This window comes from Cyanobium sp. Cruz CV13-4-11, assembly GCF_024346055.1.
GTDB lineage: Bacteria > Cyanobacteriota > Cyanobacteriia > PCC-6307 > Cyanobiaceae > Cyanobium.
Genome location: NZ_JAGQCH010000007.1, coordinates 52,633 through 79,082, shown reverse-complemented (window position 1 = coordinate 79,082; position 26,450 = coordinate 52,633). Strand labels below are relative to the sequence as shown.

The window sequence follows — 26,450 nt, the reverse complement described above, 5'->3', positions numbered from 1 at the left end:
GTGTCCCTGCCCCCCTCCCGGCCCGAGCTCTCCAACCTGCTGCTTGAGGCCGTCCACCGCAGGGATGCCACCGCCACGGCCCGTCTGATCCGCCAGTGGGCCCACCGCCACGGGGTGGGTTCCCTTGAGCAGTTCCGCACCGGCCCCCTGATCGCCCAGCAGGGCAGCGAGGCCGGCGAGTGGCTCCGCCAACACCTGGAGGGACCGGCCGTTGCCCCCACCGCCCCTGGGTCGGATCACCTCAAGCCCATGGCTGCTGGCGTGGACGATGCCTTTGCGGCCCTGGAAGCGGCCTTCTCGACGCCGCCGGTGCCTGTCGCGCTGGTCCCCGAGCCCGTATTGGCGGCGAGGTCCCTGCCCGAGGCCTCCCGCCTCAGCGTCCTTCCCCCGGGCACACCCCCGGCCCCGGCGCCCTCCACCCTGGCCGGGTTGCGCTCCTGGCTCTCCGGCGCTCCCCAGCATCGCCGCGCCAGCTGATCATCCCTTTTGCAGCCGTCCATGCTGTCGTCCCGTCCCCTGCCTGAACGCGCCGCCCTGAACGGCCGCCTGATCGTGTCGGTGCAGGCACCGGAGGGTTCGCCCATGCGCGATCCGGCCGTGATCGCCGCGATGGCGGAGGCCAGCCTGCGCCAGGGGGCCGCCGGGGTGCGGCTCGAGAGTCCAGAGCACATCGGCGCGGTGCGCCGCCGCTGCCCCGGGGCCCTGATCGTGGGGCTCTGGAAGCGCCCATTCCCGGACAGCGCCGTGTACATCACCCCCGGCTGGGAGGAGATCCGTGCCGTCTGGGCGGCTGGAGCTGATGTGGTGGCCATCGATGCCACCGAGCGTCCACGCCCCGATGGCCAGGCGCTGGAGGACCTGATCAGGCGCACCCGCACGGATCTGGGCGCTCCGCTGATGGCGGATGTGGACAGCGCGGCGAACGGTCTGCGGGCGGCGGCCCTGGGTTGCCAATGGGTCGGCACCACCCTCTATGGCTACACCGAGGCCACCGCCTCGCTGCAACCTCCGGCCTGGGACCTGCTGGGGCCGTTGCGGCGCGACCTCCCCGAGGCGGTGGCGCTGATCTGCGAAGGCGGGATTGCCTCCAGCCAGGAGGCGTCCCGTGCCCTGAACCGTGGTGCCGATGCCGTCGTGGTGGGAACGGCGATCACCGGGGTGGATCTGCAGGTGGCCGCCTACGTGCGGGCCATGGCCGGCTGAGCGTCGGCTCACCCGGCCTCACATCATGCCGGGCATGCCCATGCCACCCATGCCACCCATGCCACCCATGCCACCCATGCCGCCATCGCCGGCGGGGGGAGCGGCGGGCTCCGGCTTGTCAGCGATCACGGCTTCGGTGGTGATCAGCAGCGAGGCGATCGAAACCGCATCCTGCAGGGCGAGCCGCACCACCTTGGCGGCGTCCAGGATGCCTGCGGCCAGCAGATCTTCGTAGGTATCGGTCAGGGCGTTGTAGCCCTTGCCCTGGCTGAGCATCTGCTGCACCACCACATCGCCATTGGCGCCCGCGTTGGTGGCGATCTGGCGGGCCGGCGCCGCCAGGGCCCGCTGCACGATCTCCACCCCGGTGCGGATGTCGCCGTCGCAGCGGCTGGCCAGGGCTCCCAGTTCCTCGCTGAGCGCGACCAGGGTGCTGCCGCCGCCGCCGACGATGCCCTCATCGATCGCCGCCCTGGTGGCATTGAGGGCATCCTCGATGCGCAGCTTGCGGTTGCGGAGTTCGGTTTCGGTGGGGGCGCCCACCTTGATTACCGCCACGCCGCCGGCCAGCTTGGCGATGCGCTCGTTGAGCTTCTCGCGGTCGTAGTCGGAATCGGTGGCCTCCAGCTCCCGTTTGATCGCGGCCACCCGATCGCTCACCGCGGAGCGCTGGTCGTCGGCCGCCACGATCGTGGTTTCGTCCTTGCTGATCGTGATGCGGTGGGCATGGCCGAGGTCGGCCAGGGTGGCCTTGTCCAGCGTCATGGCCCGGTCCTCGCTGATCACCGTGGCGCCGGTGAGGATGGCGATGTCCTCGAGCATGGCCTTGCGGCGGTCACCGAAGCCCGGCGCCCGCACCGCGGCCACCTGGAGCACGCCCCGGGTCTTGTTCACCACCAGCGTGGCCAGGGCCTCGCCCTCCACCTCCTCGGCCAGGATCACCAGGGGCCGGCCGCTCTTGGAGACGGCCTCGAGCACTGGCACGAGGTCGACCACAGTGCTGATCTTGCGATCGGTGATCAGCAGCAGGGGATTGTCGAAGGCGCATTCGCGCCGGTCCTGGTCGGTGACGAAATAGGGGGAGGAATAGCCGCGATCGAAGGCCATGCCTTCTGTCACCTCCAGTTCGGTGGCCAGGGATTTGGATTCCTCCACGGTGATCACGCCATCGGCGCTCACCCGCTCCACCGCCTCGGCGATCATGCGACCAATTTCCTCGTCGTTGCCGGCGCTCACCGTGGCCACCTGGCGGATGGCATCGCCCGCCACGGCGCGGGAGCGCTCGGCGATACCGGCCACCACCAGGGCGGTGGCCTGCTCCATGCCGCGCCGGAGGGCGACGGGGCTGGCACCGGCGGCCACATTGCGCAGGCCCTCATGCACCAGGGACTGGGCCAGGACGGCCGCGGTGGTGGTGCCGTCACCGGCGGTGTCCTTGGTTTTTGAGGCCACCTGCTGGATCAGTTTGGCGCCCAGGTTCTCGAAGGGATCCTCCAGCTCGATCTCCTTGGCGATGGTGACGCCGTCATTGACGATGTCGGGGGCGCCGAACTTCTTCTCCAGCACCACGTTGCGACCCTTCGGCCCGATGGTGACCTTCACCGCATCGACCAGGGCATTGACGCCCCGTTCCAGGGAGTCGCGGGAAGCATCGGCGAACTGGATCAGTTTGGCCATCGACGGGTTGGTAGGAGCAGCTGTCGCAGCGTCCCACGGCGACCCCGCCGGTGGCATCCGCCCATCGGTGGGGAAAGCCGAATGTCCCGTTCAGGGTCGGCTGCAGCCCCCCGTCGCAGGAGGTACCTTCACACCATGGAAGACCTGCTGCAGCAGACCCTCGACAGCGCGGCCACCGAGTCGGCCCTGGTACCCAGCACCACCGCCGACGGCATGGTGTTTCTGCTGATCGCCGCCCTCGGCCTGCTGATGGCCCTGGTCTATGTGCCGATCCGGCTGTTCCTCACCCTCACGGCCCGCAGCCGGCGCCTGCGCCTGCTGCAGCGCATCCGCAAGCTGCGGGAAGACCTCGGCCAGCCCCTGGCACCCGAATCCTGATCAGCGCATCACCATGCCGCCGTCCACCTGCAGCACCTGGCCGGTGATGTAGGCCGCCGCCGGATCGGCCGCCAGGAAACGCACCGCACCGGCGACTTCCTCCGGCTGGCCCATGCGGCCGAGGGGGATGGCCGCCAGGATCGGCTCCTTGTCGAGATCCTTGGTCATGTCGCTGTCGATGAAGCCGGGGGCCACCGCGTTCACCGTGATGCCGCGGCTGGCGAATTCGGCGGCGCTGCTGCGGGTGAGGCCGATGACACCGGCCTTGGCGGCGCTGTAGTTGGCCTGGCCCGGGTTACCCATCAGGGCCACCACCGAGGTGATGTTGATGATGCGGCCGCTGCGGGCCTTGAGCATGCTGCGGCTGACGGCGCGGGTGCAGAGGAACACCCCGGTCAGGTTGAGGTCGATCACGCTTTGCCAGTCGGCGGTCTTCATCCGCATCAGCAGGCCGTCACGGGTGATGCCGGCGTTGTTGACCAGCACATCGAGGCGCCCTTCCTTCTCCAGCACCGCCTTCACCATGGCCTCCACGGCCTGCTCGTCGGCCACATCCGCCTGGTGGCTCCAGGCCTGGCCGCCGGCCGCCGTGATCGAGGCCACCAGCCCTTCGGCGGCTTCGGGGGAGCGGGCGTAGTTCACCACCACCGTGGCTCCGGCCAGCGCCAGGGACTCGGCGATGGCCCGGCCGATCCCCCGGCTGGCACCGGTCACCAGGGCGACCTGACCGGAGAGGGGAGCGGCGCTGGACATGGGGGCGGAAGCAGGGTGTGGCGATCGTATGCCTGGCGGTGTCCCGGCCCGATCGCCTCACTCCGCCATCTGGTCGGAACTCTCCAGGGCCGGGCCGAGCACCTCAGCGAAGCGCTGCAGCTGCTCCTTGCTGCCCATCACCACCAGCAGCTGGCCGGCTTCCAGCCGGATGTCGCCGCCGGGGTTGGTGACCAGGGTGGCCTCCGGGGTGCCGTAGGTGGTGCCCCGGTAGGAGTAGGGATTGACCACCGCCGGCGCCGGGGTGCGGATGGCCAGCACCTGGGCGCCGCTGCGGCGGCCGAACTGGATCTCCGCCAGGCTGCGGCCCAGCAGCTCCCCCAGCCGGGAGGGGTCGTCGCTGAGCTGGAATTCCTCCACCTCGCAGTCGGAGCCGGCCAGCAGCTCCATGAAGTCGACGGCCAGCGGCCGCAGGGCCGTGGCGGCCATCACCCGGCCCCCCGCCACGTAGGGGCTCACCACCTGGTCGGCCCCGGCCAGGCGCAGCTTGCGTCCCGCCTCGGCGCTGTCGGAGCGGGCGATCAGGCGGCAGCGGGGGGCCAACCCCCGGGCGCTCAGCACCACGTAGAGGTTGGCCGCGTTGTTGGGCAGGGCCGCCACCAGGCTGCGGCACTGATGGATGCCCGCCTCCAGCAGGGTCTCATCAAGGGTGGCGTCGGCTAACAGCACCGGCAGACCCCGCTCCTCCGCCTCATCGCGGCAGCCGGCGTCCATCTCCACCACCAGCAGCGGGACCTGCTCCCGGATCAGCTGATCGGCGATCTCCTTGCCGATGCGGCCATAGCCGCAGAGAATCACGTGGTTGTTCATGCTTTGGACCCAGGTGCGGAATCGGCGCTCCCGCAGGCGCCGGAAGTAGCCGGTTTCGGAGAGGCCCACCAGGCTCTGGACGGTGAGCTGGACCACCACGAGCCCTCCGCCGATGGAGAACACGGTGATGATCCGCCCTGCGGTGGAAAGGGGGTGGACCTCGCCATAGCCGATCGTGGCGATGGTGATCGCCACCATCCAGTAGCAATCGCCCCAGTTCCAGCCTTCGGTGATCCGGTAGCCGATCGCGCTGGCGTTGACCACCACGATCAGGGCGATCATGGGGGTGACCCAGGGACGGCGGGACCTGGCCGAGGGGGGGCGCTTCCTGCGGGAGAACCACAGGCGACTCATGGGCGCCGCTCAGACCAGGCCGAGGGCCTTGAGCACGTCGCTGGAGGAGAGGTCACGCAGGTGGCCGGGGGAACCAAGCCCTTGTACTCCGCTGCGGGTCGGAAGGCTGTCGCTGCTGCGACCCAGGGCCACCACCGGGGTGCCGCTGAGCAGGGCCAGTTCGATGGTCAGCGCATCGCTGGCCAGCACCACGTCGCTGGCGGCCACCAGGGCGGCCCGGGCGCTCAGGTGGGCTGAAGAGGCTGGCGGCACCTGCAGGGAGCGCAGGCCGGGCAGGGTGGCGGCGATGTGGCCGGGCAGCTCCTGCCAGGCCGCGGCCTGCCAGTCGTCCGGGCCGCCGCAGGGGGCCAGCAGCAGCATCGGACCGTCGCCGGCCGGCAACGCGGTCAGCGCTTCGTCGAGGGCGCCCTTCGACAGGCTGAGGCGGAAGGCGGCGGCATCGAGGCTCACCCCGATCGGCCGCAGGTAGGCCTCCAGGGCCTGGGCGGGCCAGATGTTCTGGGGCACCTGGACGGTCTCGGTGGCGGAGAAGCCCCCGGCGGCCATGCGGTTGGGGATGTGACTCATCGAGAGCATCAGATCCACCTGGCGACCGCTGGCCAGGTTGATGCAGGCCTGAAAGTCGGGCTCCCGCACGCATCCCAGCAGGTTGGCCCAATCGGCCAGGGTGGCGTCGCCGAAGTTGAAGGGAATGACCTTCTCCACCGCCGGCAGCAGCTTCCAGAGGCCGGCCAGCGAGGGGTGGCAGGCCACCTGAATCTGGAACTGGAGTTGCTCGGCGGTGGCCGCCACGGCGGGAAGCGCCTGCAACTGGCTGGCGCCATCGCCTGGGATCAGAAACAGTGCGCGCATCGGGCGTTGGGTCGGGCGGGCCTGGCGGCCTGATTGTATGGAGGGGATTCCAGTGTTCCGCCCGGGCGGCCCATCGCTTGTGCATTTGCTGATCGCCGCCGCCGGCAGCGGGCGCCGCATGGGCGCCGTCACCAACAAGCTGCTGCTGCCCCTGGCCGGCCGCCCCGTCCTGGCCTGGACCCTCGATGCCGCCCTGGCCTGCGGGGCGATCCGCTGGATCGGGGTGATGGGCCGCCCCGAGGACGAGGCGGCGATCGGGACGATCCTGGCCGCGGCCGAGCCACGCCGCTCCCTAGCCGAACCGGTGGCCTGGATCGTCGGCGGCGACACCCGCCAGGACTCGGTGCGCCGTGGCCTGGAGGCCTTGCCGGCCGATGCCGAGGCGGTGCTGATCCATGACGGCGCCCGCTGCCTGGCGGAACCGGAGCTGCTGGAGCGTTGTGCCACGGCCCTGACCCAGGCCATGGCCGAAGGGGCCGGCATCATCGCGGCCACCCCCGTCACCGACACCATCAAGCAGGTGGATGGCCGGGGCCTGATCACCGCCACCCCCGAACGCAGCGGCCTCTGGGCCGCCCAGACGCCCCAGGGCTTCGGGGTGGCCCAGCTTCGGGAGGCCCACGGGCGGGCCGAGCGTGAGGGCTGGAGCGTCACCGACGATGCGGCGCTCTACGAGCGGCTGGGGCTGCCGGTGCGGGTGCTGGAGGCGCCGCCATCGAACATCAAGCTCACCACCCGCTTCGATCTCACCATCGCCAGCGCGGTGCTGGCGGCCCGCGGCGCCTGAGGTCGCCGATGGACAGCACCACCCAGCTCGAAACGATCGCCGCCCGCTGGCAGGGCTCCTTCCATAACCGGCGCCAGGTGGCCGCCCATGTGGCCAGGGGCGGTCCGGTGGCGCCCGAGCTCACCCGGGAACGGCGCACCATGGAGGTGGAGCGGCTGCAGGCGCCCCAGCTGGGGGCGGTGGTGCTCTACTTCCAGGAGTTCCGCGCCAGCGCCCCCCAGCTGGCCCACCGCCAGCGGGTGGTGGTGCTCGGGCTGGATCCGCAGCGCGGCAGCGTCAGGGCCGAGCAGCTGTTCTTCCGCGGGGGGCCCACCTACGACCGCCCGGCGCTGGCGGCCGCCCAGGTGCAGACCCTGGGGCCGGAGGCCTTCGATCGCCATCCGGGCTGCGATCTGTTTTTTGAGGCGGAGCTGGCCTTCGACCGCTTCCGCGCCCGCATGGATCCCGGGGCCTGCCGCTACCGCCATCCCCAGGACGGTGAGGTCTGCGCCGAGTTCGAGATGCTCCTCCATCCCGACCAGCTCTGGTACCGGGACCGCAGCCTGCGGCTGGCCGATGGCTCGGTGCGGGGAGAGGTCGACGGCTTCAGCTGGCTGCTGTTCGATCGGGTGGAGGGTCCCATCGGGGACGATCTGCCCTCCCTGGTGCGGCAACAGGGCGTGTGGCGGGGCACCTTCCGGCGCTATGACGCCGGCGGCGGGCTGCTCGAGACTTTCCCAAGCACGATCACCATCCGGGTGTTCCAGGAGGGAGGCCTCTGGCGCTACCACCAGAGCAACCTCCATGGCACCGAGGACGCCCCGCTGCGCCGCCTCGAAGCCCAGGGCGCGATCCATTCCGGCCGGGTGTGGTTCGCCAGCGACCGCTTCCAGGGCTGGGCGATGGACCTGCCAGGCGAGCAGCCGGCCGCCGGCAGCCTGCTGGTGATGCACGCCCGGGATCCGGGCGATCCCGACATCCACGAGATCATCAGCTGCAGCCCCGACGGCCGCCGCCGCTGGCGGCTGAGTCAGCTGTTGAAGGATGGCCGGCTGGTGGGCCGAACCGCCATCGACGAGGAGAGGCTCACCGGCGACTGAAGGACCCAGGCCCCGCAGCGATCACGCTCAGGCGGCCCCGGTCAGCGTCGAGTCGGGCCCGCACCCCCAGGGGCAAGGCGGCATTGACGTCGCCATGGCCCACCGGCAGGCCGGCCAGCACCGGGATGCCCAGATCGGCCGTGCGCTCCCTGATCACCTGCTCCAGGCTGAACCGGGGCGTGTCGTCGTCGTCATCCCGGGGGTCGTCGCAGCCAACGAAGCTCCCGAAGCCGATGCCCCCCAGGCGTTGCAGGGCGCCGCAGAGGCGCCAGTGGGTGAGCATCCGCTCCAGGCGGTAGGGCGCTTCCCCCACGTCTTCCAGGATCAGGATCGCCCCGTCCAGATCCGGCAGGTGCGGCGTGCCCAGCAGGTGGGTCGCCACGGTGAGGTTGGCGGCCAGGAGCGGACCCTCCACCTGGCCGCCCACCCAGGGCTCCCCCTCGAGGTCCGCCAGGGGCTCGCCGAACAGCAGCGCCCGCAGCCGCTCCCGGCTCCAGGCCGGCTCGGCCGCCAGGGTGGTGAGCAGGGGGCCGTGGATGGCGCCCCCCTGACCCATCGCCAGCCGGTGCCACAGCAGGGAGGTGACATCAGAGAACCCCAGCAGCCAGCCGCCTGCCGCCTCCAGGGGCTGCTCCAGCAGCCGGGCCGACCCCCAGCCCCCCCGCACGCAGGCCAGCAGGGCCGCCACCGGCCCCGGACCGGCATCCGGGAGCAGGTCGCCGGCCCGCTCGGCGTCCCTGCCCGCCAGGTAGCCCCAGCGGCGCACCGGCAGCCGGGTGGGATCGTCATCCAGCTCCAGGCCCCAGCTGGCAAGCACCGCCAGGCCGGCCTGCAGCCGTTCCAGATCGGGAAGGGCGGAGCTGGCGGCCACCAGCCGCACCCGGTCGCCCGGACGCAGCGCCGGGGGTTGCAGGGGCGGCGGTCCGGCGTTCATGGCGGATCAGGTGCTGGTGGAGAGGATCACGGCCAGCAGCAGCAGCCCTCCAAGCCACACCTGGGCGGCGAAGTGCCGGCCATAGGCGCTGCGGGGCAGGTCGGGGCGGCGCAGCCGGGCCGCCTGCTGCTGCATGGCCAGGGCGGCGGCGGCCCAGGGCAGCCAGAACGGCAGCCCGGCCCGCCCCTGCAGCAGCACCGCCACGGCCAGGGCCGCGCAGGTGAGCCCGTAGCAGAGGGCCACCGCCAGGGGCGCCTGGGTCCCCAGGCTCAGGGCGCTGCTGCGCACCCCGAGGCGCCGATCGTCCTCCCGGTCGCTCATGGCGTAGACGGTGTCGAAGCCGAAGGTCCAGCTCACCGCCGCCACCCAGGTGAGCAGCAGGGGCCAGCCGCCCAGGGTGCCCTGCAGGCCCCCCTGGGCGGCCGCCCAGGGAATCAGCACGGCGAAGCCCCAGCACAGGGCCAGCACCAGCTGGGGATAGGCGAACCAGCGCTTGGCGGAGGGGTAGAGCAGCACCAGGGGCAACGTGGCCAGGGCGAGCCCCACGCACAGCACCCGGCTGGTGGTAGGCAGGGCCAGCAGGGCCGCCAGGGCCACCACCAGGCAGAGGAGCAGCAGGACGGTCGCGGTGCCCACCCCGAGGCGGCCATCGGCCAGGGGCCGGTGGCGGGTGCGTTCCACCAGGGGATCGATGCGCCGGTCCCAGAGGTCGTTGGCCACGCAGCCGGCGCCGCTCACCGCCAGGCCGCCCAGCACGATCCAGCCCACCAGCTGGGCAGCAGGCGGCACGGCCGGCCCCAGCCACAGGGCCCAGCCGGCTGGAATCAGCAGGATCAGCCGGCCGCTGGGCTTGTGCCAGCGCAGCAGCTCGAGCCAGGCCTGGACATGGCCTGGGGCCATCGGGACGTTCACCGCTCGCAACGGTTGGTTGCCGGCACCCTATCCAACTCCTGACCACGGCGTTCCCGTCCGCTGGCGAAGGGGCGGCCGGTGGCAAAGTGGCGCCGCCGCTGCCCGGGCCGACCCCCATGCCCCCGATCCCCGACACCGTCGGTACCGCGGAACGGCGGGTGGCGGCCATCGACATCGGCACCAATTCCATCCACCTGCTGGTCGCGGCGGTCGATCCGGCCCTGCGCAGCTTCTCGGTGGTGCTGGCGGAAAAATCCACCACCCGGCTGGGGGAGCGGGATCCCGATTCCGGCGACCTCACACCCGAGGCGATCGAGCGTGCCTTCCTGACCCTGCGCCACTGCCGTGACCTGGCCACCAGCCACGGGGTGGAGCAGATCGTCACCGCCGCCACCAGCGCCGTGCGGGAGGCCCCGAACGGTCGCTCGTTCCTGCAGGGGCTCCAGGACCAGCTGGGGCTGGTGGTCGACCTGGTGAGCGGACCGGAGGAGGCCCGACTGATCTACCTGGGGGTGCTGTCGGGTCTCTCCTTCGGCGACCAGCCCTATTTCATCCTCGACATCGGCGGCGGCTCCACCGAGCTGGTGCTCGCCGACGGCCGCGACGCCCGCGCCCTCACCAGCACCCGCATCGGCGCGGTGCGCCTGCAGCGGGAGTTCTGCCGGGAGGACCCCCTCACCCCGGCCCGCCGCGGCTTCCTTGAGGCCTACATCCAGGGGGCGATGGATCCGGCGGTGGCCGAGGTGAAACGGGAATTGCGGCCGGGGGAGAAACCCGTGCTGGTGGCCACCAGCGGCACCGCCATGGCGATGGCCGCCCTGGCCTCCGCCCAGGATCCCAATCCCCCCCTGAAGCTCGACGGCTACCGCCTGGGCCGGGCCCGCCTCGATGGCATCGTCGAGCGGCTGGTGGCGATGACGCCGGAGCAGCGCCGCGCCCTCACCGCCATCAACGAGCGCCGGGCCGAGATCATCGTCCCCGGCGCCCTGATCCTCCAGACCACCATGGAGATCCTCCAGCTCCAGGAGCTGGTGGTCTGCGAGCGGGCCCTGCGGGAGGGTCTGATCGTCGACTGGATGCTGCGCAACGGCCTGCTCGTCGATCGCTTCAGCTTCCAGAGCACGATCCGTCGCCGCACCGTGCTGCACCTGGCCCGCACCTACGGGGTGGACACGGGCCGGGCCGACCGGGTCGCCAGCCATGCCCTCAGCCTCTACGACCAGACCCGGGGACTGCTGCACGATGACAACGGCGAAGGCCGGGCCCTGCTGTGGGCGGCGGCCCAGCTCCATGCCTGTGGCAAACACGTCAACATCGCCGCCTACCACAAGCACACCTGGTACCTGATCCGCCATGGGGAGCTGCTCGGTTACTCCGAGGCTGAGCACCTGATGGTGGCGGCGATCGCCCGATACCACCGTCGCGGCCTGCCCAAGAAACGCCATGAGTCGTGGCAGCTGATCGAGGCCGGGCAACACCGCCACACCGTGTTCACGATGGCCCTGCTGCTGCGGCTGGCGGCCGCCCTCGACCGCAGACCCGCGCCCGGCATCGAGGCGATCAGCGTGTCGGCGGACGCTGAGCGGACCGCTCAGACCAGGGGCTTCACGATCAGCCTGCAGCCGCAGGCACCGCAGCCGGGTGACTCCCCCCAGGACCTGAGCCTGGAGGAATGGAGTCTCCGCTCCTGCGCCGACCTGGTGCTGGAGGCCACGGGCCTGAGGCTCACGGTGCAGCAGGCGTCGCCCTGAAGCTGCGCCACACCACCTGATCGATCCGTCCCAGGGAGCGGGGGGCCTGCCTGCCGGCGGTGGCCGTCACCAGGTCGGGCCGGCCGGCCAGAACCTTCAGGCCCTCTCCCATGGGGAAACGCTTCTCGCCGGTGAACGTGCCGCGGAACAGGGTGACCCCGGCCCCATTGCGGACCTCCAGCCAGCTGGGCTGGCTGCTCTGAAGCACCAGCGCGTCCGCTGCTGGCCGGGACGGCGCCCCAGCGGCCACGGCCTGGCCAGGAGCCACGCCCGGGCTGGTGGTCGCGGCCGGTGCTGATGGGGGTTGGGACGCCTGGGGGGCAAACACCTTCCCCTGCAGGGCGGCCACCCCAAGGCCGCCGCCGCCCAGCAGGAGCAGGGCTCCCCACAGCCAGCCGAGGGAGCGGCCCTGGCTGGCGGGGGCGTTGGCAGGTCGTCGCTGCAGGGGCGAGATCGCCGCCGGGCGGCGCTTGCCGCCCACCAGGCGGCTGTTCTGCAGATCGTTGATCTGCTGGCTCACGTCGATCCCCAGGGCGCCCGCCACCCGCTTGGCCTGGGCCACCACGAACACCGCCTCCGGCAAGTGGGTGTGGTCGCCGGCCTCAAGGGCCTTCAGCTGTTCGCTGCCCAGCCGCAGCCGGTCGGCCAGTTCCTCCAGGCTCAGGCCCTGGTCTCGGCGGGCCTGGCCAAGCTGTTCGCCCAGTTGGACGAGCTGCGGGATCGGCGCGCTCCCGTCCTCTGCGGCCAGGGTCGCGGCAGGAGATTTGGACAAGGGCAGGGACTCCTGAAGCGCTGCGTAGCCAGCAGTATGACGAGCGGTCCCGAGAGCGACCAGTGCTCCGTCAGGGGGATGTTACCGGTCGGAAAACAGGATTGGAGACATGGGCGATACTGGATTCGAACCAGTGACCCCTTCCGTGTGAAGGAAGTGCGCTACCGCTGTGCTAATCGCCCATCGTTGCCGTCTTAGCCCCGGCATCGCCTGAAAGAGGATCTTTCTGCGGCAGGGGTTCTGACCGGGCCGGGTGGCCTGAACCCTCCTACACGGTCGCCGATCACACTGTCAAATCCCCTCAGCCGGCGCTGTCGCAGCCGGCGCTCACCTGCCGCAGGGCCCTGGGGTCGAACTCAATGCTCGCGGGACCGTTGAACAGATCGGGCTGGAGCTGCCGGAGGGCCTGGGCGTCCCGATCAAGCCGTTCCTGGGCGGCCTCGATACGCCCGGCGCGCTCCTGTCGCCAGTGGGCCCGCTGGGAGGCCACCTGCTGTTCCCAGGCGCCGAGGGCGGCCTCGTAACGGTCCCGGTCGAGCCGCTGGTCTTCGGGGCGATAGCGGGATTCCTTGCCGGCATCCAGGGGCTGGGGTGGCGCCACGGAGGGCCTGAACGGGCTGTTGCGGGCCGCGGCCAGCTCCTGTTCGGCCTGACGCAGCGACCCGATCAGGGTGGTGATTGTTCCCTGCCGCCTGCGGCAGGCCTCCAGGGCCGCCCGTCGGGCTGCGGCCGCGGCCGAGGCCGCCTTTTCGGCCGCCAGGCTGGAATCCGAGCCGGGCAGGCAGCGGACGTAGCTGAGGGCGGCCGCCAGGGGATTGCCGGCGGCGGCACCGAGCCGGCGGCAGCGCTCCCGGCCGGCCTCACTCACCCCGGTGAACTGACAGCCGCCCCCCAGCAGGGTCACGCCCAGCAGCACCGGGAGGAGGCGCCGGTGACGGCGAGCACGGCAACTGGCCATCGCCCTCGGAACTCCGCTCAGAGGAACACTGCCTCCATTGTTGCCATCCTGATGGCGTCCGGATGCCCCCAGCGGCCGCCCGCCGTGGCGGCACCCGCCCACCGTGGAATCAGGCCGGCGGCCGCACTCTCCGGAAGGTCAGGTTGAGCCGCGGGGAGGCCACCTTCAGGCGCCGCGGCAGCCCGTGCTGCCAGTGCCGCTGGGTGGGCGGGTCCATCAGCAGCAGATCCCCATGCCCCAGTTCCAACGCCAGGGTTGGAGCCCTATCCCGCTGGCGGGGACGAAAGCGCAGGGTGCGGCTGGCGCCCAGGCTGAGGGAGGCGATGGGAGCGTCCGGATCGAGCTCAGGCTCGTCATCGGCATGCCAGCCCATGGCGTCACGGCCGTCGCGGTAGTAGTTCAACAGCAGGGAATTGAACTCCTGGGCCGCAGCCGCCCCGATGCGCCGGCGGATGGTGGCCGCCAGTGGTGTCCAGGGTTCGAGGGCATTCTCCAACCCGGAATAGCGATAGCCGCAGCCTGGATCCGCCATCCAGCAGGTGAGCCTGGGCATGGCGTGGCGGCGGCCATACACGGTGATGAACTCCTGTTTCCAGGGCACCTCCTGCAGCAGCTGCTCCAGCCAGCCATCGGCTTCCGCGGCCCCCACCCAGCCCCGCCAGTGGCGCAGGCAAGGCGTGGCCGTCGTCACTCGGCGCCGCCGCGGAACAGGTGGTTGTGGCTGGAGGAATAGAGCAGGGATCGGGCCTCGTCGGCGGCCCGCAGGGCCGGACTCACCACATAGAGGGTGGTGCGGATCAGGTTCCGCTCCCGGCTGACCTGGGCCATCGCCTCCAGGGGCACCACCGTGAGCCACTGGTCGGGCCAGCTGACCCGGTAGCCGATCGCCACCGGCGTGTCCGACGGATAATGCTGCAGCAGCTCGCTCTGCACCTCTTCCACGTGGCGGGCGCTCAGGTAGAGGCACAGAGAGGCCTGCAGGGCGGCGAGCCGGGCCAGGGATTCCCGCTCGGGCACGCCGGTGCGGCCGCCCGCCCGGCTCAGCACGATCGTCTGGACCCGGCCGGGAATGGTGAGCTCGGCGCCGAGGGCGGCGGCGGTGGCCTGGTAGGCGCTCAGGCCAGGCACCACTTCCACCGCCAGGCCGGCGTCGGCCAGGCGGCAGATCTGCTCCTGCAGGGCGCCGTAGAGGCAGGGATCGCCGTCGTGGAGCCGCACCACCCGCCGTCCCTGCCTGGCCCGCTCGACCACCACGGCCATCACCTCTTCGAGGGTGAGCGTGCTGGTACGGACCGATTCGCACTCCCTGGGCGCCAGGGCGGCGATCTGGGGGCTCACCAGGGAGTCGGTCCAGACCAGCACCTCGGCCGCCTCGATGGCCCTGGCGGCCCTCAGGGTGAGCAGGTCCGGGGCTCCGGGGCCAGCGCCGACGATCTGAACGGTGGCTGTCATGCGGTCAGGCCGGAGGGGTCGGGGAGGGGACGGCGGAAGCGATAGAGCCAGAGCAGGCCAGCCCCGCCCAGGGCGATCAGCAGCAGGCTCATCAGCTGGGCCATGCGCAGGCCGCCGGCGCAGAACGGCGGCTGGGAGAACAGGCAGAGGGGATCGAGACGCAGCCCCTCGATCCAGAAACGGCCGCTGCTGTAGGCCATCAGATACAGGCAGCTGAGGGCTCCGGCGGGCAGCCGCAGCCGCCCCTGGCTGCCCAGGCGGAACAGCAGCAGCAGCAGGCCGCAGACCCCCAGGTTCCAGAGGGACTCGTAGAGAAAGGTGGGGTGGAACGAGGCCTGCTCAAGGAATTCAGACGGCCGGTTGGCCATCGGAATCGTCAGCGCCCAGGGGAGGTTGGTGGGCAGCCCGAAGGCTTCGGAGTTGAAGAAATTGCCCCAGCGACCGATGGCCTGACCCAGGGCCACGGCGGGAACGAGCACATCGAGCAACGGCCAGAAGGGCTGGCGGCGCCAGCGGCAGAAGAGCAGGGTGACCAGCGTGCCCCCGATCAGGGCGCCGTGGATGGCGATGCCTCCGCGCCAGATGGCGAAGACGTCCATCCAGTTGCTGGTGTACTGGCGCCATTCCAGCGCCACGTAATACGTCCGGGCGCCGACCACGGCCCCCAGCACCATCAGGGGCAGGAGATCGGCGATCAGGCCGGGATCGATGCCCCTGGCGCGTCCCAGGCGGGTGGCCAGCAGCAACCCCAGCAGCACGGCCAGGGCGATCAGCAGGCCATACCAGCGAACGGAGACGGGACCCAGCTGAAAGATCAGGGGTCCCGGGGAGGTGAAGAGGCCGAGAAGGGCGCTCAGAAGCCCTCCGCCGCCTGGACCTTCTCGATCTGACGCTTCTTGAGCACCAGCATGATCTGGGCCAGGGCCACGGCGGCGAAGAAGGCCAGCAGGCCGTAGATGCGCACCGGGTTCTGGAGCACCACCTCGGCATCGATCTGGCCGAAGCCACCCACATTGGGATCGTTGGTGATGGGGGCACCGGCTTCCACCGCATCGCCCACGGCCACGGTCAGGCTGGGTCCTGCGGGAATGGTCTCGGTGACGGCGCCGGCCGCCCCGGTGATCTCCACCACGGTGCTGCCGTCGTCAGCGGTGGTGATGGCGCTGACGGTGCCGGCTGCAGGGGAGGTGTAAACGGTGTTGTTGGTTTTCTGACCCTCGGGGGTCACCTGGCCGCGGCCGCGGTTGGCGCCGACGTGGAGCTGGTACTTGCCGAAGTGGATGGCGCTGTCGGTGGCGGGGTCGGGGGAGAGGATCGGGAAGACGATCTCCTGGTGCTGGTCACCGGGCAGGGGGCCCACCAGAAGGATGTTGGGCTGGTCGTCGCTGTACTGGGTGTAGTAGACGCCGGCGGTCTCCTCCTTGAGCTCATCGCTGAGCCGGTCCTGGGGGGCCAGGGTGAACCCATCGGGGAGCATCACCACGGCACCCACGTTGAGGCCTGCGGGGCTGCCGTTGCCGGACACCTGCTGCACCGAGGTGTCGTAGGGGATTTCGACCACCGCCTTGAAGACCGTGTCGGGGAACACCGCCTGGGGCACTTCCACCCGGGTGGCCTTCTTGGCCAGGTGGCAGTTGGCGCAGACGATCTTGCCGGTCGCTTCCCGTGGCGTGGCGTAGTTCTGCTGGGCCCAGAAGGGATAGGCCCAGCTGGGGCTGGCCCCCAGGACCAACACGCCCACCGAGAGGCTGAGGGTCAGGAGGCTGCCGAAGAGGGGGGAGAGGAAGCGGCGCATGGGGGTGGCGGGCGGTGGCGGGCGTCGGAGAGGGAAGCGGGGGAGGGGGATTCAGGCGCCGATCACGCCCACCAGGCCTTCTCGCCGGTGCGGAAGTCGGTTTCTGTCCACTGGGTGAGGAACACGTTGTCGTTCTCGACGCTGACGTGGGCCAGGGCCAGGGAGAGGGGAGCCGGGCCGCGCACCACCTTGCCCGTGGCGTCGTACTGGCTGCCGTGGCAGGGGCACATGAATTTGTTGGCGCCGCTGTTCCAGGGCACCACGCAGCCCAGGTGGGTGCAGATGGCGTTGATCCCGTAGTCGCCGATGGCGGCACCGCCCTCCACCACCAGATAGGTGGGGTCTCCCTTGAGGCCCTGCACCAGGCTGCGGTCGCCTTCCTTGTGGCTGGCCAGCCAGCCGGTGGCGGTGACGTTGTTGCCCAGTTCGTCCTTGGCGGTGACGCCGCCACCGCTGCCGGCGGCCTTGGGGGGGATGAAGTAGTTCACCACCGGATAGAGGGCACCCAGGGCCACCCCTGTGACGGAGCCGAAGGTCAGCAGGTTCATGAACTGCCGGCGGCCCATTCCGGGCACATCAGCAGCACCGCCGTTCGAGGAGGCCGCAGGAATCTGGGTCATAGGGAACGGCGCGGTGTGACCGATTGACGTGGCGCCCATTATGAACCTTGCCCTTCCCAGGCCGGGTCCGAGTCGCACCCGCCGCAGGCCGGCTGCAACATGCTGTTGTGGAGTGCCCCTGCCGCCATGAGCCCAGCTGAGCCGCTTCGCCGGGAGGAACTGGTGGCGTTGCTGCGGGAGCGCTGGCAGGCCACCTACGACCTGCAACTGGTCCAGCGGCGTGGACGGCTGTATCTGCATGTGATGTGGGGCTACCTCGAGCAGCAGTCCTTCCCGCTCACGCCCCAGGCCTACGAGGAGCACATTGAGGAGCTGGTGGGCTCCCTCAATGGCCTGGGGGTGGCCGCCCAGGTGCGCCACTGGCTCCAGACCACCACCGACAAGCCCCGCCTGGGCAAGGCCCTCTCCCTGCCCCTGGAGCTGCCGGCGGGGCGCGCCAGTGAGTTCATGCTCTGAGCTGGCCCCTCAGGTGGAGGGTGACGGGCTGGGCCGCAGCCCCTCGGCCAGGGCTACCAGTGCCACCCCCAGCAGGTACAGGGCCGTGATCGCCCCGGTGAGCAGCAGCATCGTGATCGGGTCGGTGGAGGGGGTCAGCACCGCACCGGCCAGGGCCGCCGCCAGTACCACCCAGCGCCAGGCGCCCAGCATCGTGCGCCAGTCGATCAGCCCCAGGGCGCCCAGCAGCAATTGCAGCACCGGCAGCTGGAAGGCCAGGGCCGTGGCCACCATCAGCAGCAGCACGAAGTCGAGATAGCGCTCGATCGACCAGATCGGCTCGACCACGTCGGCGCCGTAGGCCACCAGGAAGCGCAAGGCGGCCGGCACCAGGGCCCACCAGGCGAAGGCCAGACCGGCGGCGAAGAGCACCGTGGAGCCGGCGACCGCGGGGGCCACCAGTCGCCTCTCCCGCCGGCTCAGCCCGGGTAGCACGAAGGCCAGGATCTCGAAGAGCACGTAGGGCAGGGCGAGGGTGAGCCCCGCGTAGCCGGCCACCTTCAAGGACACGAACAGGAATTCGCCCGGGGCCAGTTGCAGAAAGCGGATGCCTTCGGCCGGCACCTCCAGCAGCTTCACCAGCGGCCGCACCCCCACCAGGCAGACGGCGGCACCGACCACCACCGCCAGCAGGCTGCGCAGCACGCGCCGGCGGAGCTCCTCGAGGTGCTCCACCAGGCTCATCTGCACCTCGCCGGGGAAATTGTCCTCGGGGATGGAGTCGCTCATGGCCGTTCCGTCGTCGGCAGCCTAGGGGGCTCGGCCAGGAGACCAGCGGCCCGCTCGGGCATCGCCCACAACACCGTGCCGCCGCGGTGGCGCACCGTGCCCGGGCCGGCGCCGGCGATGCGCTGCAGGTCGCCGGTCGGCACCATCACCACCGGCACCCGGCCGTTGGCCCGGCCCCGGCTGAAGTGGGCTGCCAGGTCGGCCGCCTCCTGCAGGTCCTCATCGCTGGGGGTGCCCTCCGAGCCCTTGAGCACCACATGGCTTCCCGGGCACTCCTGGGCATGGAACCAGAGATCGCCGCGCCGGGCCTGCTGCAGGCTGATCCACTCGTTCTGGCGATGGTTGCGGCCCACCTGCAGCCGCAGGCCACCGCTGCTGCGCAGTTCCAGGGGGGCAGGGGCGCTGCCGGCCGGCCCCCGCCGCAGGCGCCGGGATGGTCCGGTTCCCTGGCCATCCCGGGAGGGGAGCAGGGCCGGCAGGTCCTCCTCGACAGCGGTGAGCTGGGCGTCGTTCTCCGCCTGCTCCAGGAAGGTGAGGCTGGTGTCGATGGCGGCCAGCCGCTGCTGATGCAGCTCCAGCCGGGGGGTGATCGCGGCCACGGAACGGCGCAGCTTGCGGGCTTGGCGGTAGAGGCGCTGGGCTTCGTCGATCTCATCGCGGGAGGGCGCCGGCACGCTCAGCAGGCCATCGGCCCGTCGCTGCATGGCCTCGCTGCCCGGTACCGCCGCCAGCAGGGCCTGCTGCTGGTCGGCGTTGCGGCGCTCCCGCACTGCGGCGTTCTGAAGGCGTTGCCGCAGGCTCGCCCGCCGCTGCTCCAGCCCCCGCCGCCCCAGCCGATCGTTGTAGTAAGCCGCCAGTCCCCGGTTGATCACCCAGGGGGTGGGCGCGGCGGCCGCTGCTTCGGGGTCCCAGCAGCGGTATTCGCTGGGGCCGCCCCAGCCCAGGGCGAACCGTTCCTGCTCCACCGTTTCCAGCCAGAGCCGCCAGCGACGCCAAAGCTGCTGCCATTGCTCTGCCTGCAGGCTTTCCACCGGCAGGGACAGCCAGGCGTCCGCCAGCTGGCGGGCCAGGGCCGGACCGACCCCTTGGTAGGCGCCCATCAGCGCCTGGCCGACCGTCTGGGGCAGCAGGCTGAGGCGCCGCTGCCAGGAGGCGAACTCCTCCTGGAGCCGGGGAGGTTCACCGGCCATGGGCGGCGGCGGCACGTAGGCATCCCCGGTGCCGATCGGCCGCAGGCGCGACCGGTCCTGGCGGACCTGGCGGGCCAGGGTGATCACCCGCCCGTCCTCGTCCAGCAGGAAGAGGTTGCTGTGGCGCCCCATCACCTCCAGCACCAGCTGCCTGGCGATCGGCTCATCGGGCCTGGGGGCGAAGCCCAGGGCCACCACCCGTTCCCAGCCCTGCTGCTCCAGGCTCACCAGGGCCAGACCCCGCAGGCCGTGTTGCAGCTGCTGGGCCAGGGTGCTGCCATCCCCCAGCCGCGGGGGCGGCTCGATGGCCAGCAGGCGTGGCGCCTCCGCCAGCCAGCTGAGTTCCAGCCAGAGGGTCCCCTGCAGGCTGCGCAGGCCCAGCTGCAGCCGATGGGCATCGGGCTGCTGGGCCTTCTCGAAGCGGCTGGGCAGCAGGCCGCGGCGCATCTCGACCAGCACGGCGCGCAGGCTGGTCACATCCATGGCCTGGATGGGCGGGGATGGGGCCATCGCCTCCACTGTCGCTTCCAATGGGGTCCACCCCTACTGTGCGCCCCAGCGCCAGCGATCCATGCCAGCCCCCCCCTCACCCGGTCGACTCACCGTGATCACCGGCCCCAGCGGGGTGGGCAAGGGCACCCTGGTGGCCCGGCTGCTGCAGCGCCATCCCTGGCTCTGGCTGTCGGTGTCCGCCACCACCCGGACGCCCCGTGCCGGGGAGATCGATGGCCAGCACTATTTTTTCCTGACACGGCCCGACTTCGAGCAGCGGGTGTCCACCGGCGGCTTCCTGGAGTGGGCTGCCTTCGCCGGGCACCTCTACGGCACCCCCCGGGGGCCGGTGGAGGAGCATCTCGCCCAGGGCCGGCCAGTGCTGCTGGAGATCGAGCTGGAGGGGGCCCGCCAGGTGCGGCTCACCTTTCCAGCGGCCTTCCAGCTGCTGATCAAGCCGCCCAGCTTCGAGGAACTGGAGCGCCGCATCCGGGGCCGTGGCACCGATGGCGAGGAGGCGATCCAAAAGCGCCTGGCCCGGGCCCGGGTGGAACTGGAGGCCGAGGCGGAGTTCGATGCGGTGCTGGTCAACGGCGACCTGGAGGCGGCGGTGGCCGAACTGGAGCGTCTCGTGGGCCTCGACGCCGGGATGACCCCGCTGCCCTGAACGGCCATGAAAAAGGCGACCCGTGGGTCGCCCTGGTGGTCTGGCTTTCAACCCCGCTTCAAAGCGGGTGGAAGAGCAGATCGGGGAAGAAACGGTTGAACTCGATCATGATCCCGGCGGTGATGCCGAACCAGATGGCGGCGAACACCGGAGCGGTGGTGAGGAATTTCTTCATGGAAGGACGGTGCGGAAGGGGGGTGACCAGCGGCCATTCGGACGCTGGGGGCAGAACGGAAGGATCTCTTGGTGGGGACTCTGGGTCGCCCTCAGCGGGGGGAGACCGTCACCTTGCTGTCATCCTCGAGCAGCTTGCCGCTGGTGAGTTCCTTGAATGCCGCCAGGGGCCAGGTGGCGGAGGCCAGGGTGCTCTTGAAGGCCAGGGCCAGATCGATCTGGATCTCCTTCATGTTGGCGTCCTTGTCGCCGCGGATGGCCTGCAGGTAGACCCGACCTGCCCAGCCGATGCAGCCGGCGATGTAGAGGAAGGCAATGCCTGGGATCGTGAAGTCACCGGCGTGATTCCAGCGGCCGTCGACGATCAGATGGGGCAGGCCATCGGTGCCGCAGAGGGCCTGGCCGTACATGGCGAAGCGGGCCTTGGCCTGATCGGTCTTGGCTCCGGCGGCGCGCTGCTGGAACCGGGGAGTCTCGCTGCAGAGGGTGAGTCCGCCGATATCGGCCTGGGCCGAAGGGGCGAAGCCGAAGAGCAGGAATGCACACGCGAGCAGGGCGAAAACCCTGCTGGCGAGGGGACGGCTGGAAAGAAGACGGCGCATGGAGAGGGGCCGCGGGTGGACTGCCGCGGGGCAGGATGGCTCGTGCGGACAGTAGGGGAGCTCTCCTGCGAGCATGAGCACGGTTCTGGCCCTCGAAACAAGTTGTGACGAGTCGGCGGCGGCGATCGTCTCCGGACGGCGGGTGCTGGCGGGGGCCGTCGCCTCCCAGATCGAGGAGCACGCCCGCTGGGGCGGGGTGGTGCCCGAGATCGCCTCCCGGCGCCATGTGGAGGCGCTGCCGGCCCTGATTTCCCGGGTGCTGGCCGAGAGCGGTCTGGCCATGGCCGACCTCGATGCCGTCGCCGCCACGGTGGCCCCCGGGCTGGCTGGGGCCCTGCTGGTGGGGTCGGTGACGGCGAGGACCCTGGCGCGGCTGCATGCCAAGCCGTTCCTGGGCGTGCACCACCTGGAGGGCCATCTCTGCTCGGTGCACCTGGGTGAGCCGCTGCCGGAGGGGCCCTACCTGGTGTTGCTGGTGAGCGGCGGCCACACCGAGCTGGTGCAGGTCGACGCCCCCGGCCGCTATCTCCGCCTGGGCCGCAGCCGGGACGATGCCGCCGGGGAATGCTTCGACAAGGTGGCCCGCCTGCTCGGGCTGGGCTATCCGGGTGGGCCGGCGATCGAGGCGGCGGCGCTGGAGGGGGACCCGGGCCGCTTCCGCTTTCCCAAAGGGAGGGTCTCCCTGCCCCAGGGGGGCTTCCACCCCTACGACTTCAGTTTCAGCGGCCTCAAGACGGCCGTGCTCCGCCAGGTGCAGACCCTCAGCCGTGAGGCCGGCAGCCTGCCGGTGGCCGACCTGGCGGCGAGCTTCGAGCAGGTGGTGGCCGAGGTGCTGGTGGAGCGCAGCTGCCGTTGTGCCGTCGAAGCGGGCCTCCAGACCATCGTGCTGGTGGGGGGTGTGGCCGCCAATCGGCGCCTGCGGCAGCGGATGGCCGCGGCCACCGCCGCCCGGGGCCTTGGCTGGCGTGTCGCTCCGTTGGCCTACTGCACCGACAACGCCGCCATGGTGGGCCTGGCGGCGATCGAGCGCTTCGACGCCGGGGGGCGCAGCGGGATCAGCCTGGGGGTGGCGGCCCGGCTGCCCCTGGAGCAGGCCGGCACGCTCTATGGGCCCCAACCTCCCTTTTGATGCCCTTAGTGTGGGTGGATCGCTTGATGATCTGGCCCCATGGCCCCCGCGAACCCTCTGCCCATTGAGCTGCCCATTGAGCAGGTTGAAACCTCCCTCAGCGACACAGAACCGGTGTCCCAGCAGGAACTCAACGCCTGGCGGCGCGGCTTCACCCCCCAGGCCGAGATCTGGAATGGCCGCCTGGCCATGCTGGGGCTCTCCGTGGGTCTGGGCGTTCTGTTGCTCGTACGCCTGGCTGGGGGCTAACCCTTCAGGTCCGACCCCGCAGGGTCTGGGCCAGTTCGCCGGGTCTGAGGCTGGCCGCAAGGGCTTCTTCCGGGTACACTTTCCCGGCCGAAACCAGATTGGCCAGGTATTGATTGGCCGTGATCATGCCGTCAAATCCGCTGCGGGCCATGATCGATTCGATCTCATCGAGTTTCCCCCTCAGGATGTAGTCCTTGCAGGCGTCGGTGTTGATCAAGACGTCGTGGTAGGAAGCTCGCTTGCCATTCACCGTTTTGATCAGTCCCTGGGAGATCACACCCCCAGCAGCGAATCGGCCACGGCCTTCCGGACGACGTCCTGCTCATCGGGGGGATACATCCCCAGCATCCGCTCCACGGAGCGCACCGCCGAATTGGTGTGCAGGGTTCCCAGCAGCAGGTGACCGGTCTGGGACGCTTCGATGGCGGTGGTGAGGGTGTCCTGGTCGCGGATCTCCCCCACCAGGATCACGTCGGGGTCCTCCCGCAGCGCCGCCCGCAGGGCCGTCTTGAAGTAATTGGTGTGGATGCCCAGTTCTCTCTGGCGGATCAGGGAATCGCGGCTCTGGTGCACGAACTCCACCGGGTCCTCGATGGTGAGGATGTGGCGTTTCATCGTGCGGTTGATGTGGTCAATCATCGCCGCCAGGGTCGTGGTCTTGCCTGAACCGGTGGGTCCGGTGACCAGGAGCATGCCCTTCGGCCGCTGGGCCAGATCCTTGAGCACCTGGGGCAGGTTGAGCTCGTCAATGGTGGGAACATTCTGCGAAATCAACCGCAGCACCATGGCTGGACCCAGCAGCGATTCGAGCAGGTTGATCCGCACCCGCACAAAACCGAAGGCGAAGGATCCGTCGTACTCCTTCTGCTGGACGAAGCGGTCGATCTCGGGAGGGGGCATGATTTCCCGCAGCCAGTCCCGGAACGTGCTCGCGTCGGTCACATCCAGCCCGGCCAGAATAATGTCGCCGCGATGGCGGAATCTGGGCAGCTCACCGACGCCGAGGTGAACGTCGGAGAAGTTGCGATCGAAGGCCACCCGAACGATCTGCTCCAGCGTCGGCGACGCTTCTCCACCGGAGTCCATCGGCGGGAATTGGGATGACCGGACCGCCACCGCCGGATTGATGCCGACGGGTGGGGGTGGTGGAGGCGCCTGCGGCATCGAAGCACTCTGCAAAACAGATGATCGACCCAGTTGAACGGTTCGATAATTCCAAGCAATCTAGGTGCGGATTCGCCTCCATGACCATCAGTGGGCCTCGGCGGCCTTCGGGCCGGGGAAAGGACGATCGAAGGCTCCCTAGGATCACCTGAACCGCTTCGGCCCGTGTCCCCTCAGCCCCTGGTCAGCATCGTTCTGGGCACGCGCCCGGAGGCCATCAAGCTGGCGCCAGTGATCCTGGCCTTTCAGCGGGCCCGGGAGTTCCGCACCCGGGTGGTGCTCACGGGGCAGCACCGCGAGATGGTCACCCAGGTGATGCGGCTGTTCGGCCTCAGCGCCGACCACGACCTGGCGCTGATGGCGCCGAAACAGACCCTCACCCATGTCACCTGTGCGGCGCTGCAGGGGCTGAAGCAGGAATTCGAGGCGCACCGCCCCGACCTCGTTCTGGTGCAGGGCGACACCACTACCGCTTTCGCCAGTGCCCTGGCCGCCTTCTACGAGCAGATCCCCGTCGGCCATGTGGAGGCCGGCCTGCGCACCGACGACCTGCTCGACCCCTTCCCCGAGGAAGCCAACCGGCGTCTGATCTCCCAGTTGGCTCGGCTCCATTTCGCCCCTACGGCCCAGTCCGCGGCGAACCTTCGGGCGTCGGGGGTGGTGGGCGAGATCCTCACCACCGGCAACACGGTGATCGATGCCCTGCTGCTGATGGCCCGCACCGCTCCCGACTGGGACCTGCCAGGACTGGACTGGCAGAAGCAGCGGGTGCTGCTGGCCACGGTGCACCGCCGCGAGAACTGGGGCGAGCGGCTGCTCGACATCGGCAAGGGCTTCCTGGCGCTGCTGGAGCGCTTCCCCGACACCGCCCTGCTGCTGCCGCTGCATCGCAATCCCACGGTGCGCGAGCCCCTGCAGGCCCTGCTCGGCTCCCATCCCCGCGCCTTCCTCACCGAACCCCTCGATTACGACCGATTGGTGGCGGCGATGCGCGGCTGCACCCTGCTGCTCACCGATTCCGGCGGCCTGCAGGAAGAGGCCCCTGCCCTGGGCAAGCCCGTGCTGGTGCTGCGCCGCACCACCGAACGGCCCGAGGCGGTGGCGGCCGGCACGGCCAAGCTGATCGGCACCGACAGCGTGGCGATCCTTGAGGAGGGCAGTCGCCTGCTGGAAGACCAGGAGGCTTACCAGGCCATGGCCCACGCCCATAACCCCTTCGGCGATGGCGAGGCCAGCGGCCGGATCGTGGAGGCGGCACGGCGTTATCTGGGCGTCAGCGCCGGCTAGGGGCGCTTCTTGGCCCAGGGGGGCAGATCGATGAACACCCTGGTGCCGCTCTCCAGGCCCGTGAGGATCTGGGTGTCCTTGCCGCTGCTGGCCCCCAGCTCCACCGGCTGGAACGTCGGTTCCTGACGCTTGCCCACCAGCAGCACCCCGGGGCGTCCGTCCTCGGTGACGATCGCCACGGTGGGCACCACGGTCCTGGCCTGGAGGGTGCCGGTCTGGAAGTCGATGTCTGCGGTCATGCCGATGCGCAGTTCCGGGGCTGGATCGTCCAGCTGGAGCTTCACCTCGAAGGAGGTGACGTTATTGGTCTTCACCGCCCTCGGGGCGATCTGGCGCACCCGGGCCTGGAAGCGACGGTCCGGGAAGGCATCGACCCGCACGCTGGCGGGCAGGCCCACCTTCAGCCGGCCGATGTCGCTCTCGGGCACCTTGGCCACCACCTCCAGGCCCTCGGAGAGTTCCACGATCGAGGAGCTGGTGGCGCCGGCCGTGGCCGAGGCGGTGGTGGTGGGGGTGACGAAGGCGCCGGGCTCGGCGTAGCGCTGGCTGATCACCCCGGCGAAGGGGGCCCGCACGATCAGCTCGTCCTTCTCCACCATCCGCTGCCGCAACCGTTGCCGCGCCGCGGCGGTGGCCAGCCGCCGCACCTCCGCCTCGGAGCGGAAGCGATTCATCGTGTCGAGACTGATGGCCCCCTGGCGAAACAGGGGTTCGTTGCGGCGCAGCTCGCTGTCGCTGCGACGTTGCTCCGATTCCGCCGATTGCACGTTCGACTGCAGTTCCATCAGCCGGTCGCGCAGGTCGCCGTCGTCCATCAGCGCCAGCGGCTGGCCCTTGCGCACCGTGTCGCCCTCGTCGACCATCAGCTGCAGCAGGGTGCCCTGTCGCTTGGGGCTGACGTTCACCCGCTGGACGGCATCCAGTTCGCCGCTGGCGGTGATCACCCCGGGGAGGGATCCTTCGCGGGCCACCACGGTGAAGGGGGCCAGGTCGCGACCGGCCTGCATCCGTTGCCGTTGCCAGATCCCGGCCGAAGTAATCAGGACCAGCCCCACCGCCAGGCCGATCGCGAGACGCCGGCGGGAGCGGCGCTTCGTCACCAAGGGGGCAGCCGGTTGTGCCGGGCTCCGGGTCGGAGCGGGAGCCGGTGGCAGGGGGGTGAGGGCG

At 70.5% G+C, this 26,450-nt stretch carries 31 protein-coding genes and 1 tRNA gene; 11 read left to right on the top strand and 21 right to left on the bottom strand.

The genetic code is table 11. The features are described 5' to 3' along the window. Positions 1–477 carry a hypothetical protein gene (locus KBZ12_RS07350; RefSeq protein ID WP_254957266.1) on the top strand — a complete coding sequence of 159 codons (477 nt, stop codon included), beginning with the start codon at positions 1–3 and terminating at the stop codon, positions 475–477. Between the two features lie 21 nt (positions 478–498). Next, the gene (locus KBZ12_RS07345) at positions 499–1,203 is read left to right on the top strand and encodes an N-acetylmannosamine-6-phosphate 2-epimerase (protein WP_254957265.1); all 705 of its coding nucleotides are present in this window, start codon (positions 499–501) and stop codon (positions 1,201–1,203) included. Positions 1,204–1,221: 18 nt separating this feature from the next. Here KBZ12_RS07345 and groL read toward each other — a convergent pair whose 3' ends face one another. Further along, positions 1,222–2,880: a chaperonin GroEL gene (gene groL / locus KBZ12_RS07340; protein ID WP_254957264.1), complete on the bottom strand. Its 1,659-nt coding sequence runs from the start codon at positions 2,878–2,880 to the stop codon at positions 1,222–1,224. A 135-nt stretch (positions 2,881–3,015) separates the two neighbouring features. Between groL and KBZ12_RS07335 the strand changes: the two genes are divergently transcribed. Next, a complete protein-coding gene (locus KBZ12_RS07335; protein ID WP_254957348.1) occupies positions 3,016–3,258 on the top strand; it encodes a hypothetical protein in 243 nt (80 codons plus the stop codon). On the opposite strand, the gene fabG is transcribed toward KBZ12_RS07335, so the two are convergent. From fabG to KBZ12_RS07320, 3 genes are read right to left on the bottom strand one after another with little or no spacing between them, the layout of a single operon-like run. Continuing rightward, the gene (gene fabG / locus KBZ12_RS07330) at positions 3,259–4,011 is read right to left on the bottom strand and encodes a 3-oxoacyl-[acyl-carrier-protein] reductase (protein ID WP_254957263.1); all 753 of its coding nucleotides are present in this window, start codon (positions 4,009–4,011) and stop codon (positions 3,259–3,261) included. Positions 4,012–4,068: 57 nt separating this feature from the next. Then, positions 4,069–5,193, bottom strand: a complete 1,125-nt coding sequence (locus tag KBZ12_RS07325; RefSeq protein WP_254957262.1) for a TrkA family potassium uptake protein — start codon at positions 5,191–5,193, stop codon at positions 4,069–4,071. 9 nt (positions 5,194–5,202) lie between these two features. Then, the gene (locus KBZ12_RS07320) at positions 5,203–6,045 is read right to left on the bottom strand and encodes a glycosyltransferase family 9 protein (RefSeq protein ID WP_254957261.1); all 843 of its coding nucleotides are present in this window, start codon (positions 6,043–6,045) and stop codon (positions 5,203–5,205) included. A gap of 79 nt (positions 6,046–6,124) precedes the next feature. Here KBZ12_RS07320 and ispD point away from each other — a divergent pair, with 79 nt between their 5' ends. Beyond that, complete coding sequence (gene ispD, locus KBZ12_RS07315) at positions 6,125–6,832, top strand: 2-C-methyl-D-erythritol 4-phosphate cytidylyltransferase (RefSeq protein WP_254957343.1); 708 nt, start codon at positions 6,125–6,127, stop codon at positions 6,830–6,832. Positions 6,833–6,840: 8 nt separating this feature from the next. Beyond that, entirely contained in the window at positions 6,841–7,911 is a 1,071-nt protein-coding gene (locus tag KBZ12_RS07310) for a CpcT/CpeT family chromophore lyase (protein WP_254957260.1), read from the top strand. Here KBZ12_RS07310 and KBZ12_RS07305 read toward each other — a convergent pair. Continuing rightward, positions 7,898–8,845 (bottom strand): LD-carboxypeptidase, encoded by a 948-nt coding sequence (locus KBZ12_RS07305; RefSeq protein WP_254957259.1) that lies wholly within the window; start codon positions 8,843–8,845, stop codon positions 7,898–7,900. The genes KBZ12_RS07310 and KBZ12_RS07305 overlap by 14 nt on opposite strands. A 6-nt stretch (positions 8,846–8,851) precedes the next feature. Continuing rightward, complete coding sequence (locus KBZ12_RS07300; protein WP_254957258.1) at positions 8,852–9,745, bottom strand: 4-hydroxybenzoate polyprenyltransferase; 894 nt, start codon at positions 9,743–9,745, stop codon at positions 8,852–8,854. 128 nt (positions 9,746–9,873) lie between these two features. On the opposite strand from KBZ12_RS07300, the gene KBZ12_RS07295 reads away from it, so the two are divergent. Further along, positions 9,874–11,508, top strand: coding sequence for a Ppx/GppA phosphatase family protein (locus KBZ12_RS07295; RefSeq protein WP_254957257.1), 1,635 nt, complete (start codon positions 9,874–9,876; stop codon positions 11,506–11,508). On the opposite strand, the gene KBZ12_RS07290 is transcribed toward KBZ12_RS07295, so the two are convergent. The 8 genes from KBZ12_RS07290 to petC form a co-directional block, all read right to left on the bottom strand. Next, on the bottom strand, positions 11,483–12,280 hold the full coding sequence (locus KBZ12_RS07290) for a helix-turn-helix domain-containing protein (RefSeq protein WP_254957256.1): 798 nt from the start codon (positions 12,278–12,280) through the stop codon (positions 11,483–11,485). The genes KBZ12_RS07295 and KBZ12_RS07290 overlap by 26 nt on opposite strands. Before the next feature lie 110 nt (positions 12,281–12,390). Continuing rightward, positions 12,391–12,462 (bottom strand) — tRNA-Val (locus KBZ12_RS07285). A gap of 119 nt (positions 12,463–12,581) precedes the next feature. Then, positions 12,582–13,196: a hypothetical protein gene (locus KBZ12_RS07280; RefSeq protein WP_254957255.1), complete on the bottom strand. Its 615-nt coding sequence runs from the start codon at positions 13,194–13,196 to the stop codon at positions 12,582–12,584. A 151-nt stretch (positions 13,197–13,347) separates the two neighbouring features. After that, the gene (locus tag KBZ12_RS07275) at positions 13,348–13,929 is read right to left on the bottom strand and encodes an alpha-ketoglutarate-dependent dioxygenase AlkB (RefSeq protein ID WP_254957254.1); all 582 of its coding nucleotides are present in this window, start codon (positions 13,927–13,929) and stop codon (positions 13,348–13,350) included. Further along, on the bottom strand, positions 13,926–14,690 hold the full coding sequence (gene cobM / locus KBZ12_RS07270; protein WP_254957253.1) for a precorrin-4 C(11)-methyltransferase: 765 nt from the start codon (positions 14,688–14,690) through the stop codon (positions 13,926–13,928). The genes KBZ12_RS07275 and cobM overlap by 4 nt, the downstream gene beginning before the upstream one ends. Then, complete coding sequence (gene lgt, locus KBZ12_RS07265) at positions 14,687–15,547, bottom strand: prolipoprotein diacylglyceryl transferase (protein ID WP_396100838.1); 861 nt, start codon at positions 15,545–15,547, stop codon at positions 14,687–14,689. Before lgt ends, cobM begins: the two co-directional genes overlap by 4 nt. Continuing rightward, positions 15,544–16,485, bottom strand: coding sequence for a cytochrome f (gene petA / locus KBZ12_RS07260; protein WP_254957252.1), 942 nt, complete (start codon positions 16,483–16,485; stop codon positions 15,544–15,546). The genes lgt and petA overlap by 4 nt, the downstream gene beginning before the upstream one ends. A 62-nt stretch (positions 16,486–16,547) precedes the next feature. Next, on the bottom strand, positions 16,548–17,105 hold the full coding sequence (gene petC / locus KBZ12_RS07255; protein WP_254957251.1) for a cytochrome b6-f complex iron-sulfur subunit: 558 nt from the start codon (positions 17,103–17,105) through the stop codon (positions 16,548–16,550). 126 nt (positions 17,106–17,231) lie between these two features. Here petC and KBZ12_RS07250 point away from each other — a divergent pair, with 126 nt between their 5' ends. Then, entirely contained in the window at positions 17,232–17,561 is a 330-nt protein-coding gene (locus KBZ12_RS07250; RefSeq protein ID WP_254957250.1) for a DUF3067 family protein, read from the top strand. Positions 17,562–17,570: 9 nt separating this feature from the next. Here the strand turns inward: KBZ12_RS07250 and tatC are convergent, their stop codons facing one another. Beyond that, a complete protein-coding gene (tatC, locus tag KBZ12_RS07245) occupies positions 17,571–18,329 on the bottom strand; it encodes a twin-arginine translocase subunit TatC (protein ID WP_254957249.1) in 759 nt (252 codons plus the stop codon). After that, the gene (locus KBZ12_RS07240) at positions 18,326–20,029 is read right to left on the bottom strand and encodes an NFACT family protein (protein WP_254957248.1); all 1,704 of its coding nucleotides are present in this window, start codon (positions 20,027–20,029) and stop codon (positions 18,326–18,328) included. The genes tatC and KBZ12_RS07240 overlap by 4 nt, the downstream gene beginning before the upstream one ends. 61 nt (positions 20,030–20,090) lie before the next feature. Here KBZ12_RS07240 and gmk point away from each other — a divergent pair, with 61 nt between their 5' ends. Beyond that, positions 20,091–20,678: a guanylate kinase gene (gmk, locus tag KBZ12_RS07235; protein ID WP_254957247.1), complete on the top strand. Its 588-nt coding sequence runs from the start codon at positions 20,091–20,093 to the stop codon at positions 20,676–20,678. Positions 20,679–20,736: 58 nt separating this feature from the next. Here the strand turns inward: gmk and psaJ are convergent, their stop codons facing one another. Together psaJ and KBZ12_RS07225 are read right to left on the bottom strand one after the other, a co-directional pair. Beyond that, positions 20,737–20,853, bottom strand: coding sequence for a photosystem I reaction center subunit IX (gene psaJ, locus KBZ12_RS07230; protein ID WP_035834007.1), 117 nt, complete (start codon positions 20,851–20,853; stop codon positions 20,737–20,739). 91 nt (positions 20,854–20,944) lie between these two features. Then, complete coding sequence (locus KBZ12_RS07225) at positions 20,945–21,454, bottom strand: Photosystem I reaction center subunit III (RefSeq protein WP_254957246.1); 510 nt, start codon at positions 21,452–21,454, stop codon at positions 20,945–20,947. A 73-nt stretch (positions 21,455–21,527) separates the two neighbouring features. Here KBZ12_RS07225 and tsaD point away from each other — a divergent pair, with 73 nt between their 5' ends. Continuing rightward, entirely contained in the window at positions 21,528–22,583 is a 1,056-nt protein-coding gene (gene tsaD, locus KBZ12_RS07220; protein ID WP_254957244.1) for a tRNA (adenosine(37)-N6)-threonylcarbamoyltransferase complex transferase subunit TsaD, read from the top strand. A gap of 39 nt (positions 22,584–22,622) precedes the next feature. After that, positions 22,623–22,832: a high light inducible protein gene (locus KBZ12_RS07215; protein ID WP_254957241.1), complete on the top strand. Its 210-nt coding sequence runs from the start codon at positions 22,623–22,625 to the stop codon at positions 22,830–22,832. 4 nt (positions 22,833–22,836) lie between these two features. Here KBZ12_RS07215 and KBZ12_RS18640 read toward each other — a convergent pair whose 3' ends face one another. Then, positions 22,837–23,049, bottom strand: a complete 213-nt coding sequence (locus KBZ12_RS18640) for a hypothetical protein (protein WP_396100806.1) — start codon at positions 23,047–23,049, stop codon at positions 22,837–22,839. A gap of 56 nt (positions 23,050–23,105) precedes the next feature. Beyond that, a complete protein-coding gene (locus tag KBZ12_RS07210; RefSeq protein ID WP_396100804.1) occupies positions 23,106–23,996 on the bottom strand; it encodes a type IV pilus twitching motility protein PilT in 891 nt (296 codons plus the stop codon). A 165-nt stretch (positions 23,997–24,161) separates the two neighbouring features. On the opposite strand from KBZ12_RS07210, the gene wecB reads away from it, so the two are divergent. Continuing rightward, entirely contained in the window at positions 24,162–25,283 is a 1,122-nt protein-coding gene (wecB, locus tag KBZ12_RS07205) for a non-hydrolyzing UDP-N-acetylglucosamine 2-epimerase (protein WP_254957240.1), read from the top strand. On the opposite strand, the gene KBZ12_RS07200 is transcribed toward wecB, so the two are convergent. Further along, positions 25,280–26,386 (bottom strand): efflux RND transporter periplasmic adaptor subunit, encoded by a 1,107-nt coding sequence (locus tag KBZ12_RS07200; protein WP_254957239.1) that lies wholly within the window; start codon positions 26,384–26,386, stop codon positions 25,280–25,282. The genes wecB and KBZ12_RS07200 overlap by 4 nt on opposite strands. Positions 26,387–26,450: the final 64 nt, after the last annotated feature.

What these genes read in the sequence shown, in the direction of transcription:
- KBZ12_RS07240 (WP_254957248.1), bottom strand. Translation starts at nt 20,029, where the DNA reads ATGGCCCCATCCCCGCCCATCCAGGCCATGGATGTGACCAGCCTGCGC.
- KBZ12_RS07250 (WP_254957250.1), top strand. Translation starts at nt 17,232, where the DNA reads ATGAGCCCAGCTGAGCCGCTTCGCCGGGAGGAACTGGTGGCGTTGCTG.
- KBZ12_RS07310 (WP_254957260.1), top strand. Translation starts at nt 6,841, where the DNA reads ATGGACAGCACCACCCAGCTCGAAACGATCGCCGCCCGCTGGCAGGGC.
- gmk (WP_254957247.1), top strand. Translation starts at nt 20,091, where the DNA reads ATGCCAGCCCCCCCCTCACCCGGTCGACTCACCGTGATCACCGGCCCC.
- KBZ12_RS07325 (WP_254957262.1), bottom strand. Translation starts at nt 5,193, where the DNA reads ATGAGTCGCCTGTGGTTCTCCCGCAGGAAGCGCCCCCCCTCGGCCAGG.
- tatC (WP_254957249.1), bottom strand. Translation starts at nt 18,329, where the DNA reads ATGAGCGACTCCATCCCCGAGGACAATTTCCCCGGCGAGGTGCAGATG.
- fabG (WP_254957263.1), bottom strand. Translation starts at nt 4,011, where the DNA reads ATGTCCAGCGCCGCTCCCCTCTCCGGTCAGGTCGCCCTGGTGACCGGT.
- tsaD (WP_254957244.1), top strand. Translation starts at nt 21,528, where the DNA reads ATGAGCACGGTTCTGGCCCTCGAAACAAGTTGTGACGAGTCGGCGGCG.
- KBZ12_RS07295 (WP_254957257.1), top strand. Translation starts at nt 9,874, where the DNA reads ATGCCCCCGATCCCCGACACCGTCGGTACCGCGGAACGGCGGGTGGCG.
- KBZ12_RS07345 (WP_254957265.1), top strand. Translation starts at nt 499, where the DNA reads ATGCTGTCGTCCCGTCCCCTGCCTGAACGCGCCGCCCTGAACGGCCGC.
- KBZ12_RS07215 (WP_254957241.1), top strand. Translation starts at nt 22,623, where the DNA reads ATGGCCCCCGCGAACCCTCTGCCCATTGAGCTGCCCATTGAGCAGGTT.
- cobM (WP_254957253.1), bottom strand. Translation starts at nt 14,690, where the DNA reads ATGACAGCCACCGTTCAGATCGTCGGCGCTGGCCCCGGAGCCCCGGAC.
- petA (WP_254957252.1), bottom strand. Translation starts at nt 16,485, where the DNA reads ATGCGCCGCTTCCTCTCCCCCCTCTTCGGCAGCCTCCTGACCCTCAGC.
- KBZ12_RS07335 (WP_254957348.1), top strand. Translation starts at nt 3,016, where the DNA reads ATGGAAGACCTGCTGCAGCAGACCCTCGACAGCGCGGCCACCGAGTCG.
- groL (WP_254957264.1), bottom strand. Translation starts at nt 2,880, where the DNA reads ATGGCCAAACTGATCCAGTTCGCCGATGCTTCCCGCGACTCCCTGGAA.
- petC (WP_254957251.1), bottom strand. Translation starts at nt 17,105, where the DNA reads ATGACCCAGATTCCTGCGGCCTCCTCGAACGGCGGTGCTGCTGATGTG.
- KBZ12_RS07305 (WP_254957259.1), bottom strand. Translation starts at nt 8,845, where the DNA reads ATGAACGCCGGACCGCCGCCCCTGCAACCCCCGGCGCTGCGTCCGGGC.
- KBZ12_RS07225 (WP_254957246.1), bottom strand. Translation starts at nt 21,454, where the DNA reads ATGCGCCGTCTTCTTTCCAGCCGTCCCCTCGCCAGCAGGGTTTTCGCC.
- psaJ (WP_035834007.1), bottom strand. Translation starts at nt 20,853, where the DNA reads ATGAAGAAATTCCTCACCACCGCTCCGGTGTTCGCCGCCATCTGGTTC.
- KBZ12_RS07210 (WP_396100804.1), bottom strand. Translation starts at nt 23,996, where the DNA reads ATGCCGCAGGCGCCTCCACCACCCCCACCCGTCGGCATCAATCCGGCG.
- KBZ12_RS07300 (WP_254957258.1), bottom strand. Translation starts at nt 9,745, where the DNA reads ATGGCCCCAGGCCATGTCCAGGCCTGGCTCGAGCTGCTGCGCTGGCAC.
- KBZ12_RS07320 (WP_254957261.1), bottom strand. Translation starts at nt 6,045, where the DNA reads ATGCGCGCACTGTTTCTGATCCCAGGCGATGGCGCCAGCCAGTTGCAG.